The 19,350-nt window shown below is 47.8% G+C and carries 20 protein-coding genes; 5 read left to right on the forward strand and 15 right to left on the reverse strand.

Annotated features, from left to right (window positions below; all coding sequences use genetic code 11):
* Positions 1-33 precede the first annotated feature (33 nt).
* Genes ytpR through MHI30_RS15905 form a run of 3 tightly spaced genes read right to left on the reverse strand, consistent with a single transcriptional unit; the run spans position 34 to position 1,807 of the window.
* Positions 34-639 carry a YtpR family tRNA-binding protein gene (ytpR, locus tag MHI30_RS15895; RefSeq protein ID WP_075751917.1) on the reverse strand — a complete coding sequence of 202 codons (606 nt, stop codon included), beginning with the start codon at positions 637-639 and terminating at the stop codon, positions 34-36.
* Between the two features lie 18 nt (positions 640-657).
* Complete coding sequence (locus MHI30_RS15900; RefSeq protein WP_075751916.1) at positions 658-1,467, reverse strand: DUF1444 domain-containing protein; 810 nt, start codon at positions 1,465-1,467, stop codon at positions 658-660.
* Positions 1,468-1,486: 19 nt separating this feature from the next.
* A complete protein-coding gene (locus MHI30_RS15905) occupies positions 1,487-1,807 on the reverse strand; it encodes a thioredoxin family protein (RefSeq protein ID WP_003184462.1) in 321 nt (106 codons plus the stop codon).
* Positions 1,808-2,097: 290 nt separating this feature from the next.
* On the opposite strand from MHI30_RS15905, the gene MHI30_RS15910 reads away from it, so the two are divergent.
* The gene (locus MHI30_RS15910; protein WP_020452614.1) at positions 2,098-2,544 is read left to right on the forward strand and encodes a YtoQ family protein; all 447 of its coding nucleotides are present in this window, start codon (positions 2,098-2,100) and stop codon (positions 2,542-2,544) included.
* A 52-nt stretch (positions 2,545-2,596) separates the two neighbouring features.
* Here the strand turns inward: MHI30_RS15910 and MHI30_RS15915 are convergent, their stop codons facing one another.
* Positions 2,597-3,670, reverse strand: coding sequence for a M42 family metallopeptidase (locus MHI30_RS15915; protein ID WP_075751915.1), 1,074 nt, complete (start codon positions 3,668-3,670; stop codon positions 2,597-2,599).
* Between the two features lie 136 nt (positions 3,671-3,806).
* Between MHI30_RS15915 and MHI30_RS15920 the strand changes: the two genes are divergently transcribed.
* Complete coding sequence (locus tag MHI30_RS15920) at positions 3,807-4,121, forward strand: PepSY domain-containing protein (protein WP_020452616.1); 315 nt, start codon at positions 3,807-3,809, stop codon at positions 4,119-4,121.
* Positions 4,122-4,157: 36 nt separating this feature from the next.
* Here the strand turns inward: MHI30_RS15920 and MHI30_RS15925 are convergent, their stop codons facing one another.
* The 3 genes from MHI30_RS15925 to trmB all read right to left on the reverse strand — a co-directional run bounded on the left by MHI30_RS15925 (position 4,158) and on the right by trmB (position 7,507).
* On the reverse strand, positions 4,158-5,855 hold the full coding sequence (locus MHI30_RS15925) for an NAD-dependent malic enzyme (protein ID WP_167564574.1): 1,698 nt from the start codon (positions 5,853-5,855) through the stop codon (positions 4,158-4,160).
* Between the two features lie 73 nt (positions 5,856-5,928).
* Entirely contained in the window at positions 5,929-6,774 is an 846-nt protein-coding gene (locus MHI30_RS15930; protein ID WP_075752483.1) for an MBL fold metallo-hydrolase, read from the reverse strand.
* Positions 6,775-6,865: 91 nt separating this feature from the next.
* Positions 6,866-7,507: a tRNA (guanosine(46)-N7)-methyltransferase TrmB gene (trmB, locus tag MHI30_RS15935; RefSeq protein ID WP_075751913.1), complete on the reverse strand. Its 642-nt coding sequence runs from the start codon at positions 7,505-7,507 to the stop codon at positions 6,866-6,868.
* 180 nt (positions 7,508-7,687) lie between these two features.
* Between trmB and MHI30_RS15940 the strand changes: the two genes are divergently transcribed.
* Complete coding sequence (locus tag MHI30_RS15940; protein ID WP_075751912.1) at positions 7,688-7,966, forward strand: YtzH-like family protein; 279 nt, start codon at positions 7,688-7,690, stop codon at positions 7,964-7,966.
* Here the strand turns inward: MHI30_RS15940 and MHI30_RS15945 are convergent.
* From MHI30_RS15945 to thpR, 5 genes are all read right to left on the reverse strand, one after another.
* A complete protein-coding gene (locus tag MHI30_RS15945; protein WP_075752481.1) occupies positions 7,961-8,764 on the reverse strand; it encodes a phosphotransferase family protein in 804 nt (267 codons plus the stop codon). The genes MHI30_RS15940 and MHI30_RS15945 overlap by 6 nt on opposite strands.
* A 188-nt stretch (positions 8,765-8,952) precedes the next feature.
* Positions 8,953-11,085 carry a type I pullulanase gene (pulA, locus tag MHI30_RS15950; RefSeq protein ID WP_154495298.1) on the reverse strand — a complete coding sequence of 711 codons (2,133 nt, stop codon included), beginning with the start codon at positions 11,083-11,085 and terminating at the stop codon, positions 8,953-8,955.
* Positions 11,086-11,111: 26 nt separating this feature from the next.
* A complete protein-coding gene (locus MHI30_RS15955) occupies positions 11,112-12,032 on the reverse strand; it encodes a YegS/Rv2252/BmrU family lipid kinase (RefSeq protein WP_075751910.1) in 921 nt (306 codons plus the stop codon).
* A 52-nt stretch (positions 12,033-12,084) separates the two neighbouring features.
* The gene (locus tag MHI30_RS15960; RefSeq protein ID WP_075751909.1) at positions 12,085-13,026 is read right to left on the reverse strand and encodes a hypothetical protein; all 942 of its coding nucleotides are present in this window, start codon (positions 13,024-13,026) and stop codon (positions 12,085-12,087) included.
* Positions 13,010-13,615, reverse strand: coding sequence for an RNA 2',3'-cyclic phosphodiesterase (gene thpR, locus MHI30_RS15965; RefSeq protein ID WP_075751908.1), 606 nt, complete (start codon positions 13,613-13,615; stop codon positions 13,010-13,012). The genes MHI30_RS15960 and thpR overlap by 17 nt, the downstream gene beginning before the upstream one ends.
* A 139-nt stretch (positions 13,616-13,754) precedes the next feature.
* On the opposite strand from thpR, the gene cysK reads away from it, so the two are divergent.
* Complete coding sequence (gene cysK / locus MHI30_RS15970; protein WP_075751907.1) at positions 13,755-14,687, forward strand: cysteine synthase A; 933 nt, start codon at positions 13,755-13,757, stop codon at positions 14,685-14,687.
* A gap of 40 nt (positions 14,688-14,727) precedes the next feature.
* Here cysK and MHI30_RS15975 read toward each other — a convergent pair whose 3' ends face one another.
* From MHI30_RS15975 to pepV, 3 genes are all read right to left on the reverse strand, one after another.
* A complete protein-coding gene (locus MHI30_RS15975) occupies positions 14,728-15,918 on the reverse strand; it encodes an MFS transporter (RefSeq protein WP_075751906.1) in 1,191 nt (396 codons plus the stop codon).
* 116 nt (positions 15,919-16,034) lie between these two features.
* Positions 16,035-16,508, reverse strand: a complete 474-nt coding sequence (locus MHI30_RS15980; protein WP_075751905.1) for a DUF2691 family protein — start codon at positions 16,506-16,508, stop codon at positions 16,035-16,037.
* Between the two features lie 16 nt (positions 16,509-16,524).
* Positions 16,525-17,916: a dipeptidase PepV gene (pepV, locus tag MHI30_RS15985; RefSeq protein WP_075751904.1), complete on the reverse strand. Its 1,392-nt coding sequence runs from the start codon at positions 17,914-17,916 to the stop codon at positions 16,525-16,527.
* 107 nt (positions 17,917-18,023) lie between these two features.
* Between pepV and MHI30_RS15990 the strand changes: the two genes are divergently transcribed.
* The gene (locus tag MHI30_RS15990; protein WP_075751903.1) at positions 18,024-19,331 is read left to right on the forward strand and encodes an NCS2 family permease; all 1,308 of its coding nucleotides are present in this window, start codon (positions 18,024-18,026) and stop codon (positions 19,329-19,331) included.
* The last annotated feature ends 19 nt before the right edge of the window (positions 19,332-19,350 follow it).

Raw genomic sequence — 19,350 nt, forward strand, 5'->3', positions numbered from 1 at the left:
CATCTATTCGAAAGTTTTGTTCATTTTATGCCGTTAAAATGTAAAAGCTTCTCCTGCTTTACGGCTGTCATCAAGGACAAGAATGCCTTTTTCCTTCGGCGCGTCTGGGAGGTTCAGCTCCTTGGCAGAACAAATCATTCCGCTTGACGCCACTCCGCGAAGTTCCGCATCTTTAATAATCATACCGCTCGGCATCACGGCTCCGACTTTGGCTACGACAACTTTTTGGCCGGCTTCAACATTAGGAGCTCCGCAGACGATTTGCAGCGTCTCGCTCCCTACATTCACTTTGCAGACACTCAATTTATCGGCATTCGGATGCTTTTCTTTTTCTTCGACATATCCGACCACAAACTTCGGAGAAAGATCGACGGTCAGCTCATCTTTCAAACCGTTGCGGACCAGAATTTCATTCACATCTTGGACAAAGGATTCGGAAAGCGCAACAGCTCCGCTTTCCTCAATGCTCAAATATGAGGAGAGATTAAAAACGTTATAGCCTGCTGTTTCCTTTGTGTCTTTATGAAAAATTTTCACAACGTCTCCGCAGCGCTCAAAAGCAATCTCTTCGCGCGGAATATCGTTCAATGAGATGAGCAGCGTATCGCCTACGCCTTCTGGATTATAAAATGCGTTCATGAGAAAAATTCCTTTCTATCATTTCTTTTTAGGGCGGTTTTTAGCCAGAATAAAGATTGGTTCAAGCTTTCCATCCTCATAAAGGAAAGAAAGCGCAGTGATCGGCACTGTTCCGTTTGCAAAAAAGCTCATCGACATTTGCCCGAGAATATCGTATCCGGCATTGTTGCGGATGTCGGCAATAATCAGCACATCCTGGTGCGGGATTGACACCGCCAGAGTCCCTTCCGCGCTTTTCTCATACTCTGCGAGAATCGATTCGTTCAACACCCTGCTGGCGTCATAGCCGTCATTTGCTCTGAAAAAGTAGAAGTGATTGCCGGCGACTGCGTCTTCTTTGACAACGGTTTGGAGCGAGCGAAGGTTAAAGGAAGCCGTTTCCCGAATCCTTTCCTTTGTCCAGCCCTCTTTTTCAAGCATTTGTTCGTCGATCAGCCGGTATGTGTTGCCAAGGTCGAGCGCGTAGTAAATTCGTGTTTCAGCCGTGTGGCCGTCAAAAACCAAGGGAACGCCTGCGCTGGACTTCTCGGGAAAGGAAGTCGAGCGGATGACGGGATAGATGAGACTTTCCCGCCCTTCCATTTCCTGCGACTGGCCTTTCATGGCATTGAGCGCTTCCTCAGTATAATAGACGACTTCGTCAATCGCATCATCTTTTTTCTGCTCCCATTTGGCGATGATCCCCGGGAGTTCGAGTGTAATGCCTTTTCCTGTGTTTTGATCCTCGATTCTCAAGGTGTCTTTTTCCCTGTCGAAATGAAAGGACCAGTTGTCATTTTGCAAACGTTTTTTTAATATATCGGAAAGTTTCCTTGACGTCATTTTCATAGAGGAACTCTCCTTTCGGCTACTTATTCAGTGAATCTGTCAAAAATTGCTCGATTTCCTCTTTCGTTTTTCGGTCTTTGCTGACAAAACGGCTGATTTCGTTTCCTTCTTTAAATACGAGGAAGCTCGGGATTCCGAAAATGTCCCACTCCGCGCACGTATCAATAAATTTGTCGCGGTCAACATAATAGAATGTAAATTCCGGATAGTTCGCTTCAAGCTCAGGCAAAAACGGTTCTACAAAACGGCAGTCCGGACACCAGTCAGCCGAAAACATCAACAAGGATAAATCGTCTTTCACAACTTTTTGCAGTTCTTCATTCGTCTCGATTGTTTTCATCGCTCAACGCCTCCAATATATGTTCTTATCATCCATTCGGATCATACCAGACAACCGGCTCTATCGCCAGCCTTTTGCTATCCACCGGCTTTTTTAAAAGATGGACGATTCTTTATGTATCTTACCCGTTTTAAAAAGGGAAAATCTTAACGATCCGATCCTCTTTCATATCATAAGCATAATTTTTTTGCTTTATCAAGCTATTCTCGTTTAACATGGTAAGTAATAGGGTAAAAATATCCGTTAAGGCGCCTTGCGCCGTGATCCCATGACAGTCAGGAGGAGCATGTATGGAATTTATCGTTTATCTTGCCGGAGAAATACATAGCAATTGGCGTGAAGAAGTGAAGGAAAAAGCAAAATCGCTCAAGCTGCCGATCACGTTTGTCGGACCGATGGAAAATCACGACCGCTCCGACAACATCGGTGAAGAAATTATGGGCAAGCAGGCTGATTCGATCGCGAAAGATGATGCAGCCTCGGATTTGAACAATTTTAGAACTTCCGTTTTAATGAACAAGGCGGATGTGGTCATCGCTCTTTTCGGGGAAAAATACAAGCAATGGAACACGGCGATGGATGCTTCATACGCGATTGCCAAAGGCAAGCCGCTGATCATCATCCGTCCTGAGTCACTCCATCATCCGTTAAAAGAACTGTCAAACAAAGCGAACATTACTGTAGAAACTGTCAATCAGGCGATAAAATCGTTGTCATACGTATTTGAAAGCCGGTAGCTGTATCATCAAAAAGAGACCCTGTGCGTAAAGCGGCACAGGGTCTCTTTGTTTAATCATTTCGCAAAATCGACTGTACGGCAGAGCTGTCGCAAGCTTTGACAAGCTTGATCAGCAATTCTTTTGCAGCAAGGTAGTCATCAACGTGGATAATGGAAGCAGATGTATGGATATATCTTGAACAAATGCCGATCACGGCCGAAGGAACGCCTTCATTTGAGATGTGAACACGGCCGGCATCGGTTCCTCCAGGGGAAACAAAATATTGATACGGGATGTCATGAGTCTCTGCCGTATCCAGCACAAAATTTCTCATTTCGCTGTGCGTCACCATCGTCCGGTCGAAAATCCTTAACAGCACTCCTTTGCCTAGCTGGCCAAATTGATTTTTGTCGCCGCTCGCATCGTTTGCCGGACTTGCATCAAGCGCGAAAAACAAGTCAGGCTGTATCATATTGGCCGCAGTTTGCGCACCTCTTGTGCCGAGCTCTTCCTGGACGGTCGCACCTGAGTAAAGCGTGTTCGGAAGTTCTGCTCCCTGCAGTTCTTTCAGCAACTCAATGCTGAGGCCGCAGCCGTAGCGGTTATCCCATGCTTTAGCCATGATCTTCTTTTCATTTGCCATCGGGGTAAACGGACAGATCGGCACGATTTGCTGGCCTGGTTTGACACCGATGCGTTCTGCATCTTCCCTGTCATCCGCACCAATATCAATCATCATGTTTTTGATATCCATCGGACGTCTCCTCTGCTCATCTGTTAAAAGATGAGGAGGCGTGCTCGCAATGACGCCGGGGATCGGCCCGTTGTCCGTATGGATTTCCACCCGCTGAGCCAATAAAACCTGGCTCCACCAGCCGCCCAGTGTTTGAAACCGAAGCAGTCCGTTGTCTGTGATTGATGTAACCATAAATCCCACTTCATCCATATGGCCGGCCACCATAATTTTCGGACTGCCTTCAGGTCCATGTTTAACGCCGAACACGCTTCCCAGTCTGTCCTGGAGGATCTCATCAGCATATTTTTCAAGCTCTTTTTTCATGAAACGACGGACTAGATGTTCATTTCCCGGGGCGCCGGGGAGCTCCGTCAGCGTTTGAAAAAGCGTTCTCGTTTCCTGATTCATCTGTTTCCCTCTTTTCTTATGTATCTCTCTACATTTTACATAAGTGTGCGATGTGTTTCCAGAAGAGAGCCCATCCTTAACACGGACGGACATGTTCTGTATAATGAAAAAAACAAGCTTTGGAGGTGCTGAAAAGATGAAACTGCGCCATTTTCTTCTTGGGGCCGGCATCGGCATTGCCGCGGCCGTTGTTGTCAAACAATATGTCATGCAGCCTTACATTTCTTCTGAAAAAGCGCTGCGCATCGTCAAGTCCGCTTTTAAACAGAGAGGCCCGATCGACGGTTCATGGATATATACCGTTCCGGAAGCCTATACCGTAAACGGCGAAACCGTCATGGTGTACAAAACAGGCATTACACGTTCCGCTTTCGGAGAGCTTGAACAGTACGAAGTCATGGTTGATGCGAAAACAGGCATGATCGTAGATGTGATTGATACCGCAGCATAGCATCAAAAAAATGCGGCCATTTCAGGCCGCATTTTTTTATATGGCGCGAATCGGCCGATAGACCGGATGCCACATCGCATCCTGCACCGCTTGAATCACATCGTCCGGCTCATTTTCTGCCACTCTGTCTTTTATGGCTGCTTTGATGACAGCCGTTGCCACTGTTGCGGAAACCGTGCGCAAATCCTCAACCTCCGGAAGGAGCGCGGCGCCGGGCCGGCCGGTATCAACCATGCCCGCGATCGCAGCTGCGCTGGCGTAAAACATGTTGTCCGTAATCAGCCTTGCTTTAGATACGAGCGTTCCGAGCCCGAGACCGGGGAATACAAAGGCATTGTTCGCCTGGCCGATCGCATAACGGGTGCCGTTGTAATCGACAGGCTCAAACGGGCTTCCTGTGGCGACGAGCGCCCGCCCTTCCGTCCATTTGATCAAATCTTCAGGCTTTGCTTCAGATAACGGCGTCGGATTGGACATCGGGAATATAGCCGGCCGTTTCACATGCTTTGCCATTTCTTTTACGATTTCTTCTGTAAATGCGCCCGATACAGTAGAGGTTCCAATCAAAATGGTAGGCTGCACTTGTTTTACCACCTCAAGCAGATCGATTGTATCCCCCGGGCCGTTCCGGCTGAAGTCTTTGATCTCGTCGGCAGGCCGTGCATACGGCTTTTGAATGTCCTGCAAGTCGTTCATATCATCTGTCAGCAAACCGTTCCGGTCAACACACCAAAAACGGCGGTATGATTCCTCTTCCGACACCCCCTCTTGAACGAGAGCGGCGCGAATTTGCTCTGCGTTGCCGATTCCGGCCGTCCCCGCTCCGAATATGACCACTTTATGATCCTTCAGGGGCATTTTCGATATTTTGACGGCCGCAAGCACCGCTGCGAGGGTTACTGCTCCTGTGCCTTGAATGTCGTCGTTAAAGGTGCAAATTTTGTCTTTGTATTTTTTCAAAATCTGACGGGCATTTTGCGTTCCGAAATCTTCCCAATGCAGCAAAACGCCCGGAAACGTCTCGGTTGCGATTTGAACGTATTGATCAATAAACGATTCATAACGCTCGCCTCTGATCCTTGAATGCTGATTCCCGACATAAAGCGGATCATTGAGAAGCCTTTCCTGGTTCGTCCCCGCATCAATGACAACGGGAAGGACCCTGCTAGGATCGATGCCCGCAGCCGCAGTATAAACGGCAAGCTTTCCGACCGAAATGGCGATGCCTCCGACTCCCCAATCCCCGATTCCGAGAATTCCTTCAGCATCAGTGGCCACGATCAAATCGATCCGGCTTTTTTTAGCGGCCAGATTTTCAAATGCCGTTTTCATGCCTTCAGGGTCATGAACCGACAAAAACAGCCCCCGCGGCTTTCTGTATTCATGGCTGTATTGCTGGATTGCCGTTCCGACAGTCGGGGTATATACAATCGGCAGCATTTCTGTCATATGGTCGTTCAGAAGCCTGTAGAACAGCACTTCATTTCGATCATGAAGCGCCGTTAAATAGACGTTTTTGCTCAAGTCATCAGGCTGTGATTGGAACTGTTTATACGCCCGTTTTGCCTGTTCTTCAAGCGTCAGCACCTTGGGAGGAAGCAATCCTGTCAAGCCGAGAGCTTCCCTTTCCTCCGGAGGGAAGGCAACCCCTTTGTTCAGCAGGGGCGTCGCAAGGACTTCAAATCCTCTTAATTGCGTCTCGATCACTTGTTCATTCAGTTTATTGTGGCTCACCCGTCGTCTTCCTTTCACAAGTTAGTTATCCTTAGGATGGATAACAACAAAGCAAACCATTCACCAAAATAGCTTAGCGCCTTTCTCTTTTTACTGACTCTGCAATCTCGCCGTTTTCATCCCATTTTAATGCCCTGTAAATGGCGTCATGGTAAAAAATGTACCAGGCGTTTTTCTCGGCGGCTTTCGCCTGCCATTCTTGCTTCGCCGCAATCGATGTCATCGGATAATCGTCGTACGCCAGCACCCAGAGAGGATTCTGATGGGCGTGCGTCGGCATAATGTCAGCCATATGAAGGGCCGTTTCGCCGGCATCCTCGAGAACGATCACGGAATGGCCGTCGCTGTGGCCGCCTGTATGATGCATCGTAATTCCGGGCAAAACTTCAAGCTTCTCATCGAAGGTCCTCACTTGATGCTGAACCGCTTCCCAGTTTTCTTTCCAATATGTATTTTTGGAGCGGATATTCGGATTTCTCATCTCTTCCCATTCGATCGCAGACGTGTAAATCGCTGCATTCGGAAACACGGAAACAAGGCTTTCTCCCTCATAGCGCGTCAATCCGCATGCATGGTCAAAGTGGAGATGTGTCATCAGAACGGCGTTGATATCTTCCGTTGAGAGCCCGAGTGCTTTTAACGATTCAGCAATTGACGATTCTTCGGTGACCCCGTAATTTCGTTTCTGCTTATCCGTCAGTTTGCCGCACCCGATACCGGAATCGATCAGCAGATTTGTGCCGTCTTTCTGAACAAGTATAGGGTCTGTTCTCAGTTCGATCTGATTTTTCTCATTGGCGTCATACTTTTTTGACCAAAGCGGCTTGGGCACAACGCCGAACATGGCGCCTCCGTCCATGTGCGTGACGCCTCCGTTCAGCCATGTCAGCTTGATTCGTCCGATTGTTAAAGTTTCCATGATCATCCCTCCTCCTCCTATCGTAGCAAAAAACGCAACCCGAAGCTTCATTTGAAAGCAAAAAAACAGACCGCCGGAAGCAGTCTGTTTTTTATGTTCGCCATTCAGCTTCGACTCTGTAGATCGGCTGGCCTTTAGCGGCGAACTTTTCTTCGTATTCGGTCATCACGTTTCCTTCAAAATCGCTTTGATGCAGATCAAGGCTCACGAACGTCAAAACGAGTCCGTATTCGGAAAAACTGGTAAGGGAGTACTCAAATAACCCGCGGTTATCGGTTTTGAAATGAATCGCTCCCTTGCCTCCGAGCACCTGCTCATACTTTTTCAAGAACGCTTGATTGGTCAGACGGCGCTTTGCATGGCGCTTTTTCGGCCACGGGTCGGAAAAATTCAAATAGACCCGGCTGACCTCCCCATCTGCAAAAACGTCTGAAAGCATATTGGCATTAATGTTCAAAAGCTTTACATTCGGCGCCTCTGTCTGTTTTACTTTATCAACAGCGGTTACGATGACGCTTTTAAATAATTCGATTCCGATATAGTTTACATCCGGATTTTGCAGGGCCATTCCTGAAATAAATTGCCCTTTTCCGGTTCCTACTTCGATGTGGATCGGGTTGTCATTTCCAAAAACGGAATGCCATTTCCCTTTAAATTGAGACGGCTCGCTGATCACAATATGAGAGTTTTCAGCCAGGTACTCATCCGCCCAAGGCTTGTGACGCATTCGCATGTACTTACACCTCTATCTGTTATATCGTCTTACAACATACCATGAAATACCGGAATCCCGCAAGGCCTCTTCCAAAGCAAAAAAGACCGAAGATCGGCCTCCGGGTCTTTCGCGTATAAATTACAGCTTTCTGAACATTTTAATCCATATACTCCGAGAATGAAGGGAAGTGCCAATATTATGGGCTTAAATCAGCAAAATCAGATTCATCTATTAAAAGACATTCTCTCAGACCATCAGGCAGACTGCACCGGAACCGTCGCTGAATGCGAACAGGTGGAGCGGATTATCAAGTCTTTAATGGCAAATACGAATCTTGACGCCGGCCTGAAAGGCGTTCTCGAAGACATTTATTTGTATAGCCAGAGAGGAAAATCGTCCGCTTCGATCAACAGCCACATTCAGGAACACCAGGATCATCTCACACAATGGGTGGAAGATATCGACTCATTTTCATGAAGTCCCGGCGAGACGCTTCATTAATGCGTGAAGCTGTTCCAGCCCTTGGTGAAAGCCTTCCTGATTGCCTTTCGCTTTTTGCCAGAGCGTTGTCATTGCTTTTTCCGCCAATACGTACCAGGCCATTCTCAGCCTAAGATTGTCCGTTAACGAAGAGCCGTAGCGTTCGAGCCAGCTTCCCCATTCCCGCTCTTCAACGTAATGATAAAGAAGCGGCCCCAGATCGATCGCGGGATCTGCAATCATCGCTCCATCCCAATCGATTAAATAAAGCTGGTTCTGATCTGTAAGAAGCCAATTGTTATGATTAACATCACAGTGACAGACGACCTTTTCTCCGGACTGTACATCTTCGAGATGGTGCTCCAGATACAAAAGGGCTTGGTCAAGCTGCGGTATCGGATATTGCCGGGCCTGGATAAACTGCTTCAATTGAGTGATTACAGAGCTTGGCTGAAAAGGCTGCTTGCCGAGTCTCTTCAGCATGTCTAAAAGCTCTTTGGAGCTGTGAATTTTCCGAAGCATCTCAGCCACCGCCTGGCTGTTCATATCCTTCGGCTTCAGCTCTCTTCCCTTAAGCCAGTGCTGTGCTGTAATCACATCCCCGTTTTCCATTCGTTTTGTCCAAACGAGCTTAGGAACAATTCCTTCCGCGGACAGGACAGCCAAAAAAGGAGAGCTGTTGCGCTTTAAAAAAAGCTGCTGTCCATTATGTTCTGCATAATATGCGTCTCCTGTAGCTCCTCCTGCGGGGGAAATCTCCCATTCGCTACCTAGTAATTGTCCCAACCAGTTCATATCGATTTTCAACCCATCATTTCATTAAAAGATTTTAAAAAGCATCTGCTCCCTAGAGCGGGCAGCAAACCGCTTGTATTGTCGTCTCTTTATATTCAAATAAAAAGACGGCTATTGAGAGTCATTTGTGCTAAACAATAGCCGTCTTTTAAATTTTAGCGCTAGACGCCAAACTTCGTCAAGCAAAACTAAAAAATCCCTTTTGGTTCGTATAGAACGTAGGTTCCGATGCCGTTCAGCCGAAGCCTTTTTTCCGCTTGAACCTTCCCATTGAAGAACGTAAAAGGATCGCAGTGCAGCAAGTACTGTTTCTGAGCGGGCAGCTCAAGCGTTTCCTTTTTTGCAGACGGACAATGCACCACTATGATTTCGTTCCAAGAATCAAATGCTGCAATGTTCTTGAGTTTGTAGGCCGTCACCTCTCCTGTACCGCTCATAAAAGAAAGATGTTCCTTGACTTCCTCCTCTTTTTGCAGACGAAAAGCGGGATGGCTTCTCCGCAGCCTGATCAGCCGGCGCACATATTCGACATCCTCGCAAAGCTCCGCCCGCTTTTCCCAATCGAGACTGTTGATGCCATCTCCCGACCTGTAGCTGTTGCTGTCCCCATTCTTTGTTCGGCAAAATTCCTGCCCGGCATGAAGAAACGGGACGCCTTGCGAAAGCAGGACGATCGACAGCGCGAGCCTTTGCCTGAGCCGTTTTGTGCAGGCATCTTCTTCCGAACAGAAGGCCATCTTATCCCAAAACGTATGATTGTCATGGCACTCCGCATAATTGATTGACTGTGGCGGCGGCAAGAATCCCGGTGAGCCGGCAATTCCATGTTGAAGCTCTGCTTTTTTTCCAGTGTCCCCCAAAGCATATCCGCGGTCACCGAGCTCAAATGTACTCCCTTTGACTGCGTTCCTGAACCGATCATTAAAAAAGCCGACCGCCGGAACTTTTCCGGCATTTTGCAATGTTGCTTTTTGCCCGCTTTCAAGCGGGGTATTTAAATCCCAGCCTTCTCCGAACAGGAGCGCGCCCGGCTTCACATTCTCGGCAAGCTCACTGATTTGGCGGACGGTTTCAATATCAAGAATGCCCATTAAATCAAAACGAATTCCGTCGACATCATATTCTTCCAGCCAATAGCGGACAGAATCGAGAATATATTTTCGCACCATCAGCCGCTCAGAAGCAATGTCATTTCCGACGCCTGTTCCGTCTGCTGGAAAACCGTATTCATTATGTCTGAAAAAATACCCGGGAACCGTTTTTTCAAAAGGGGACGTTTCCCTCTTGTACACATGATTATATACGGCATCCATGATTACGGAGAAGCCGTGTTTGTGCAGCGTCTGAATCATCGTTTTCAGCTCGGTGATTCTGCTTTTGGGATTCTGCGGATCGAGCGAATAGCTTCCTTCAGGTGCATTAAAATGAAGGGGATTATAGCCCCAATTATAGGATTGGTCAGGAGACAGCTCGTCAACTCCGGCAAAATCGTGAAAGGGCAGAACCTCGATGTGGGTGACGCCGAGCTGTTTCAAATAGGCAATTCCCGTTGAGAAGCCGCCGGACGTTTCAGTTCCGTCCTCTGTAAAAGCAAGATATTTGCCTTTATGGCGCATACCGCTGTCTTCATGAATCGAAAAATCGCGGATGTGAACCTCATATATAACCGCATCACACGGACTGTGAAGGCTTGGCGCACGGTATTTTTCCATTTTGACTTCCTCAGGATCTATTACAACACCCTTTTCCCCGTTTACCGTAACAGCTTTCGCATAAGGATCGACTGTCAATAACGGCGTCCCGTTTACATAAAGCTCATATAAATAGGACCAGCCGTTCAGATCGCCTTCGACCGTTACCTCAAAAACACCCTTTTCTCTGCGCGTCATTTGAAAAGTATTTGTTTGAAGCGAATCAGGGCTCTCCAGCTTGATCGCTGCCGTACTCGCGGTCGGCGCCCATACCTTAAATAAAGTACGCTCTTTTGAATAAAAAGCGCCGAGACGGCCGCCATAAAAAAAAGCCTTATCAAACGCCGCACTTCGCGTAACAGAACCGATTTGCAGGTCTGTCCAGACGCTTTCTTCACAGCATACTTTGTGAACTCTTCCGAATGGAACGGGGCGGCTGCTTTGGAGAACATACTTGAATTTCTCCTCAAGCTCCTCCGTCGCTTTTACCGAAAGATCTATCCTCTCTCCTTGATCATCTTCAAGCAGAAAAGGGGGGCTGCAGTTTAACGCGCGGCTCTTCGGAACTAAAACAGTGATCGTTCTCATTTCATCGAGATAAGCTTCAAAAGGGCGGCTGATACCCGGCATCTCAGTCTCTCCTTCATTCGAAAGATTTATGCTCTTAACCGAAGAGATTCGGTCCCTGTTTTGATGAAAACGGGCGCCCAGCCGATCACTTCTCCATCCGCTTGAAAGAGCACCCGCTCATTCGTATGAAAATAAATTTCTTTCGTCTTAAATGCCGTAACACCGTTTTTGCCGATGTGTTTGCCGAATATCATCGCAAACAAGAGGCCAGCTTTTTTCAATACGGAGTGGTCTTCAATAATGATCACGTCTAAAAACTCATCCCGCGGATTCGCGTTCGGTGCAACCTTCATGCCTCCGCCATAGTAGGGGTGATTTGAAACCGACGCAAACCAGATTTTTTTAAACGTACGCTTGTCATCCCCGTTCTCATACGAAAGAACAAACGGTTTAAACGTAAACGCCGTAACAAAGAAAATCAGCGGCTGAATCAAATGATTCAGCCTGAGAGCAGCCGTCCATTTCGGCAAAGCAGTCATCTTTTTGACGGCGCAGGCATCAAATCCTAGGCTGAGATGATTGGCAAAATAAAGTTCGTTTTCACTGTCTTTCGTATGAAAGCTTCCGAGGGCATAGGTCCGGGTCAGTGATTCCCCTTTTCGCTTCATTTCCTTGATGACATTCGATTTTTTCACGGCAAAGCCGCGTTTAAAATCATTATTTAAGCCCGACGGGATGACGCTCAGCTGAATGTCCCGCAAGCTGACTAAGCCGTTGAGCACTTCATGGACGGTTCCGTCCCCGCCGATCACCAGCAGACGCTTCAACCTGTCATCCTGCATCGTTGATATTTGCCTTGCCAACACTTCAGCATGCCCGGGATGCTGGGTCATAAATGAGCGGTACGATATATTTGCCTTTTGAAGGTCTTTCTGCAATGATTTCCATACTCTGAAGGCCGTCGCATTTCCCGCCTTTGGATTTATGATGATATACCAATCGCTCATGATTCCATTCTCCATTTTATAGTATGAAAAAGCCGGGATAACGTTCTGGCGGTCAGCTCAGCCATTCCTGTCTCCGCATCGAGTCGGAGACGCCGTGCGACAACAGAATTTTCGCCGTTTTCAGCTGCTGGCTTTTAATCGGTGCGAAGTTCTTTTGCTGCTTCTCCAGCCACTCTTTCCAGTGTCTTTTGTCGCAAATGCCGATTCCGTAAGGAGGTTCCGGATAATCGATGTACGATGTCCGGCTGACAATGACTTTGCGCACAGGCAGTTCAATCCCCGATCCCTTTAACAAGCCGGAAAGAACCGTGCCTGTCCTGAGAAGCTCGACAGCCGGATTTAACAGTGACCGCTCCCTTCCCCTTACCGTTTTTTCTTTCCAAAAACGATCTTTGGAACCGATAAATGCGCTGTCCTTCTCGCCTTCGAGAAATGATATACAGTAGATCTCAAGAGGCGTGAGAATCAAGACGCTGAGCTCTACCGCAGCCTGATTCACCTGCAGCACCGGCCGATACATGATGAAATATGAATCCGGCAGCTGCTGTGCCAAAATGTGCAGGATTTTATCGCTTTTTATTTCCCGGGAAAGCCTGGATATGTCAGAGATTGTCGAGCTTGCCCATTTCAGCTGAAACTCGTACACGTATTCTTTGAAAAACGACACGAGCTCCTCCCCTGCCGCAGGAATTCTTGCGATCAAGCTTTCATCCGTTTCTCCGTCCAGTCCGTTAAACCATTCATCGGCTTCTTTTCCTTTATTAATATCGGATGCTTCTTTTTTTCTCTTTAATGTAAATGTCTTCTTTCTTTTTCCGATCGTTTCATCATCGACGGCTCCTTCATCGTAATGAAGGCTGTCTTTCTTTTTCTCAGCCATCTCTTTAATTGACTGCCAGCGCTGCTTTTTCAAGCGGATAAACTGGTTGATATAATGATAAGGATCCTGTTCATACCTTGAAATACAGTCCTGTATTTTAATAATCTGTGCCATCTGCGTTCATCTCCGAATCTTGCTTTTCTGCAGCCGGCCGTTCGCCGAAATGGAAAACGGCTTGATGCTCATATTTGGGAAGCCTGTCTAAATGGGTTTGAAAGATGGTGAAATGCCGGGCCGTAAAAGACACCGCGTCTTCAAGAGGCTTCAGGCGGCCGTTAAAAGAGGCCGATCCATTCCACTTTCTCGCGACCGTCATATGTGGATGAAAAGGCCGTTTTTCAATTTCAAATCCCGCCGCATCTGCAGCATGCTTCACCCGTTCCCTCACGTGAAAGAGAGCGGCTGAGTATTCCGGTTCTGCATGAAGAATTCTCGGCTCCGACGGCTTGCCGAACGTTCCGAAACGTTTCAAGGCAATCTGAAACGGAGCCGTCTCATCGGAGATCAGCTTGAGGCTGTCAGCAAGCATAGCCAGCTGCTCTTCTTCAGCGGAGCCGAGGAACACGAGGGTGATGTGGTAGTCCAAAGGATGCACCCATCTATGAAAAGAAAATTCCGGACGGCTGCTGACTGTTCGATAAAGCGGCTCACTAAGCTCCGCCGGAATTGGAATTCCAATAAAGTAATGCGGTTTGACTGACATATGTATGGCTTCCTCCTCATTCGTCTTCTCTATATTTTAACAAAAAATATAAGGACTTATAACCTCTCTATTTTCCACTTTCCGAGGCCTTATGATAGGATATTGACAGAATCATGTTTTTTAGAAAGGGTGCACAGCCGTGAAAGCCGTTCAAAATATTGCAGAATTAATCGGGGAAACGCCCCTTGTCAAGTTGAACCGCGTTCAGCCCGAAAACGCAGCCCAAGTTTATATAAAGCTTGAATCTTTTAATCCGAGCGGAAGCGTGAAAGACCGCGCGGCCTACCAAATGATTGTGGATGCCGAAGAAAAAGGCCTGCTGAAACCGGGTTCAACCATCATCGAACCGACGAGCGGAAACACCGGCATCGGCCTTGCGATGAACGCGGCGGCAAGGGGCTACAAAGCCATTCTTGTTATGCCTGATACGATGACAAAAGAGCGGATCAATCTTCTGAAAGCGTACGGGGCTGAGGTCGTCCTGACGCCGGGGGATGAAAGGATGCCGGGCAGCATCAAAAAAGCGCAGGAGCTCGCTCGGGAAATCCCGGGCAGCTTTATTCCGATGCAGTTTGATAATGAAGCCAATCCGGAGGCTCACCGGAGATCAACCGCTTTGGAAATTGCCCGGGCAATAGAAGAAATCGGCAAACCGCTCGCCGCATTTGTTGCAACAGCAGGAACAGGGGGAACGATTACCGGAACAGGCGAAAAGCTGAAAGCATTATTTCCGGGCATAACCGTTCATGTGGCAGAACCTGCAGGGTCGCCTGTTTTATCCGGGGGCAAACCGGGAAAGCACAAGCTTGTCGGGACAAGTCCGGGATTTATTCCAAACATTTTAAACGAAAACGTCTATGACGAAATCTTAAAGATCAAAGACGAAGAAGCTTATGAGATGACGCGCAGATTGGCGCGGGAAGAAGGAATCCTTGTCGGTCCTTCTTCTGGGGCCGCTTGCTTCGCCGCTGTTGAAACAGCCAAGAAGCTCCCTCCCGGCAAAGTGGTCGTCTGTATGACAGCCGATACAGGGGAACGCTATTTATCAAGCGATTTATTTCAATTTGATTAAGAGAGAAAAGCCTGATTTCTGTTGTGAAATCAGGCTTTTTTTATGAAGGTATTGATGTCTGTACGGCTGCCGTCTTTTTTGAAAAGGCGTTGATCATCACGAACAACAGGAAAGATAGAGAGGATAAAACGCCGAAGAACAAATAGACGGACAGCGCTGAATAGCGTTTATAAATCAACCCGCCGGCAAATGTACAAAACAAGTTGCCAAAACCATTTCCGACGGCTGTGTACAGACTGATCGCTGTAGCGCCCAAATGACCGGGTGCCAGCTTTCTTACGTATTGCAGCGCGGCCGGAATAAACAATCCGATCGAAAAGCCCTGTACAATACATGTCGCATAAACAAACGGCAGTGACGGCATGATGTAGTAAAAAATCCAGCGAAGCGAGGAAATGAAAACCGCAAACAGCAGCACCCTTTCAATTCCAAACCGCTGAATCAAGCGGTTCGCGGCTTTCATAAAAGGCGCTTCACTGCCGGCAGCGACCAAAAACGCGATCCCCACTCCCGCAAGCATGCCCCCGATTTCATTGATATAGATGCCAAAATAAATGTTATGGGCAAGTGTAGGTCCCATCATCAAAAAGGCGGCAAGCAAAAAGATCAAATACTTTTTGATTTTGAATAACTCTCTGATCCCGCTCTTCAAATCGACCTTCATCGCTTTATTTTCTTTCGGAAGCATGTGAGCGAATAAAGCTGAAGCGATCAGGAACAAAGTAAACGTATAAAAAATAACGGAAAGATGAAAAATTTCAGCAAGCCTTCCCATCACAAAAACGGCGGCGGCAAAGCCGAGGGCGCCCCACAGCCGAATCGATCCGTAGGGGATTTTTGATTTTTCCGAAAAATTGACCGCGATGCTGTCGGACAGCGGGACGATGGCGCTTTGAAATACAGCAAGAAAAATCATCGCAAGAAGCAGCCATTCATATGATTTGAATAGTGAGAACAAGAAGGCAAATAAAGCCGTCGACAGTAAAGCAATCGTCAAAAGCACGGTAGGTCTTCTCGTTAAATCGCTCATGATTCCCCAGACAGGCTGGATGAAAATCATGACAACGGGGCTGATCGACAAGATCAGGCCGATTTGCCCGCCTGACAAATGAACGGCATCTTTTAAATACACGGAAAGAAGCGGATAAAATGCCCCGTAACCGAAAAAGAACAAAAAGTAAAATGAATAAAACCGTTTCTTCACATGCTGCAATTCCTTTTCCTGCTTCAAAAAGCCCCTCTCCTCTCGGACGCCTGTACGCACCTTTACTATATTCGTTATCCTTGAAAACAGCAATGTTTTTCAGAAAAAAAAAGCCGCTCTAGAGAGCGGCCGTCTTTGTTGTGCTACACATGCATTCCCGTCCTGGTGTCGTTGTGATCCGTTATATATTCAATACGCTTGAAACCGCAGTCCTTTGCATTTTGATACAGAAGCTCCAGCTTTTTTTGATCTTTGCAGTATATCGTGACAAAACTCGAATCTGCTGTAAGCACAATCAGCTCGCAGCTGCTTTTCATATATGATTCATATGTGCTGACATCTTCAGGATGACCATCCGGGGGAAAAGCCTTCAGATCGGCGAAGATGAGATAGTATTTTTCGTCTTCCAGCCTTTTTTTAAATGTTTTTCCTGTCAGCACCTGCGGTTCTTGGGGAAAAAGATTTTCATCTGACAATTCACCGTTTTGCACGAGATAGCATTCGCCATCGGCAAGCAGCCAATTGAAACAGGCCGGATCAACCGGCTTCAGCATATCGAGAAGAAAGCGCCCGTACCCGTTCGGGATTTCAAATATTACGCCTCGCTTATGACTCATGTCATCACTCGCTTTGCTACTTCGCCAATTCATAAATGGCCTGTGCATAAATCGATACAGCCTTCAGCAGATCATCAATTTCCATATACTCGTCTTTCTGATGGGCAACGTCAGGCCGGCCTGGAAACAGCGGGCCAAATGCCACGCCGGCTTCCAGTGACCGTGCATATGTCGCCCCGCCGATAGAAATTAATTGTGCCGTTTCCCCTGTCTGCTCCTCATAGACCCGCTGCAGCGTTTTGATCAGCTCATGGTCTTTTGCTACATGATGGGGCTTGCTGTCTTTAAAGCTCACCAGCCGGGCGCCCTTTATTTGCGAAAGCCCGGATTTCACCCGATCGCTCTCTTCAGTCACAGGATAGCGGATGTTAATATGGGCTTCTCCGCCTTTTTCCTGTTCATACTGCAGCCGTCCGACATTCAACGTCAGCTCTCCGCTGATGTCATCGCGGCAGCCGATGCCGATTTTTTTCCCTCTCGTATCTCCGGCAAAAGCCCCGCTAACCGTTTGAACAAACTGGAGCCCGGCTCTGTCAAGGGATTGTGTATGTAAAAACTCGGCCAAAATGAGACCGGCATTGACACCGTTATTAGGCTCCATGGCGTGAGCTGATTTGCCGTACACGGTTAATGTCAGTCTGCCGCCTTCTTGAAGAATACGCCCTTCTGCACGCTTTTCTTTTACAAACCGGACAAATGACTCTTCAAAACCTGACGGGGCAGACCCCTCCAGGACGGCTTCGGCATCATCAGGCACCATATTCAGACGCCGGCCGGACCGGAAAGTCTCCAATGTTAAGTCCGCACCTGTTTCCGCTTGATCAGTTTCAATTTTTAAAGCCGCGTCAATCAGGCCTTTTTCCGCATAGATAATCGGAAAATCAGCATCAGGCGCAAAACCGGCCGAAGGCATCTCTTCGTGTTTAAAATAATGCTCCACACAGCGCCAGTCGCTTTCTTCATCGGTGCCGATAATCATTCTGATTCGCTTTGATAATGGGAGGCCGGAGTCTTTGACAATTTTTAAAGCATGATACGCGGCCATTGTCGGCCCTTTATCATCAAGCGCTCCCCTTGCATAGATCCGGCCGTCTCTGATTTCTGCAGCAAACGGATCGCTCGTCCAGCCGTCTCCGGGCGGAACGACATCAATATGGCAAAGCACACCGATGATCTCCTCGCCTTTCCCCCATTCGATATGGCCTGCATACCCGTCAAGATTTTTGACCGTAAACCCGCTTTCTTCCCCTTTATTGAGAAGCGCTGTCAGGCATTCTTGAATTCCTTTTCCAAACGGCCGGCCCGGACCCGCCGTCCCTCCATCAAGGACGCTGTTGATTTTTAAAAAACCTTGAATATCCTCTACGATCTCATTCCGTCTTTTTAACACTTCCTGTTCCCAGTTCATAATTTCGCCCCTTCTTTTTTCAGTTTAGCCAAAAACCCTTGCAAAAACACCCGATAACGAATAATATAGATATTGTTTTGCTACAATGTTCGTTATTGGAGGAAATGATGTTTAACATAAAAGAAAACCAAACCACAGTCAAAAAAGAAATCCTCGCCGGTATTACAACCTTCTTCACAATGGTTTATATCGTCGTGGTCAACCCGAGTATCCTTTCCGGCACAGGCGTCCCGTTTGATCAAGTGTTCACTGCCACAATCATCGCCGCAGTCGTCGGAACGCTTTGGATGGCGCTTTCCGCCAATTTTCCGATCGCGATTGCACCCGGGATGGGACTGAACGCGTATTTTGCAGTGTCAGTCGTCGGCTCGTCCAACGGCGAAATTTCTTATCAGACAGCATTCAGCGCTGTTTTCGCGGCCGGTATCCTCTTTATTATCTTATCGCTAACACCTCTTAGAAAACAACTGATCGAAGCCATTCCGGCCAATCTAAAATACGGGATTACCGCCGGAATCGGATTGTTTATCGCTTTTGTCGGTCTGAGAGGAGCCGGAATCATTACCGCCAATGAATCCAATTTGGTCGGGCTCGGCAATCTGCACTCGCCCGGAGTGATCCTGGCACTAATCGGCTTGGCTTTCTCCGTCGTTTTGATGGTCATGAATGTGAACGGCGCTTTATTTTTCGGTATGATCTTAACCGGACTGATCGCCTTTTTTACCGGTCAGCTTGAGTTTACCAAAGGGATTCTGTCAATGCCTCATCTGCCGGAAAAACTGATCGTCACAAACCCTTTCGCCGCTTTTGGAGATGTCGTCCACTACGGCCTTTATTCGGTTGTCTTCTCGTTTCTGCTCGTCACGATTTTTGATACGACAGGAACGATGATCGGTGTCGCCGAACAAGCCGGACTCATGAAAAACAACAAACTGCCGAATGCAAGAAAAGCCCTTCTTGCCGATTCGACAGCGACGACGATCGGCGCAATGTTCGGGACAAGTCCGACGACCGCTTATATCGAATCATCCGCAGGGGTGGCTGCAGGCGGAAGAACAGGGCTTACGTCTTTAACAGTCGCTGTGCTTTTCGGAGCGGCGCTGTTTTTCAGTCCGCTTGTGAGCGCGGTCTCCGGGATCTCGGCGATTACGTCGCCGGCATTGATCATTGTAGGAAGCATGATGATCGGCGCTGTCACCAACATTCGCTGGAAAGAGCTTGACGAAGCATTCCCGGCCTTTCTCGTCATTTTGACAATGCCGCTGACATCATCTATTGCGACAGGCATTTCCTTCGGGTTTATTTCTTATCCGATTGTCAAAGCCGCGAAAGGCAAATGGCGCGAGATTCATCCGCTTGTCTTCGTGTTTGCCGTTCTCTTTTTCATACACCTCTTCTTTTTGGAAGGGCATTAAACGACTGAACCCCGTCTTT

The sequence above is a fragment of the Bacillus sp. FSL L8-0528 genome (assembly GCF_038593085.1).
GTDB classification, from domain to species: domain Bacteria; phylum Bacillota; class Bacilli; order Bacillales; family Bacillaceae; genus Bacillus; species Bacillus paralicheniformis.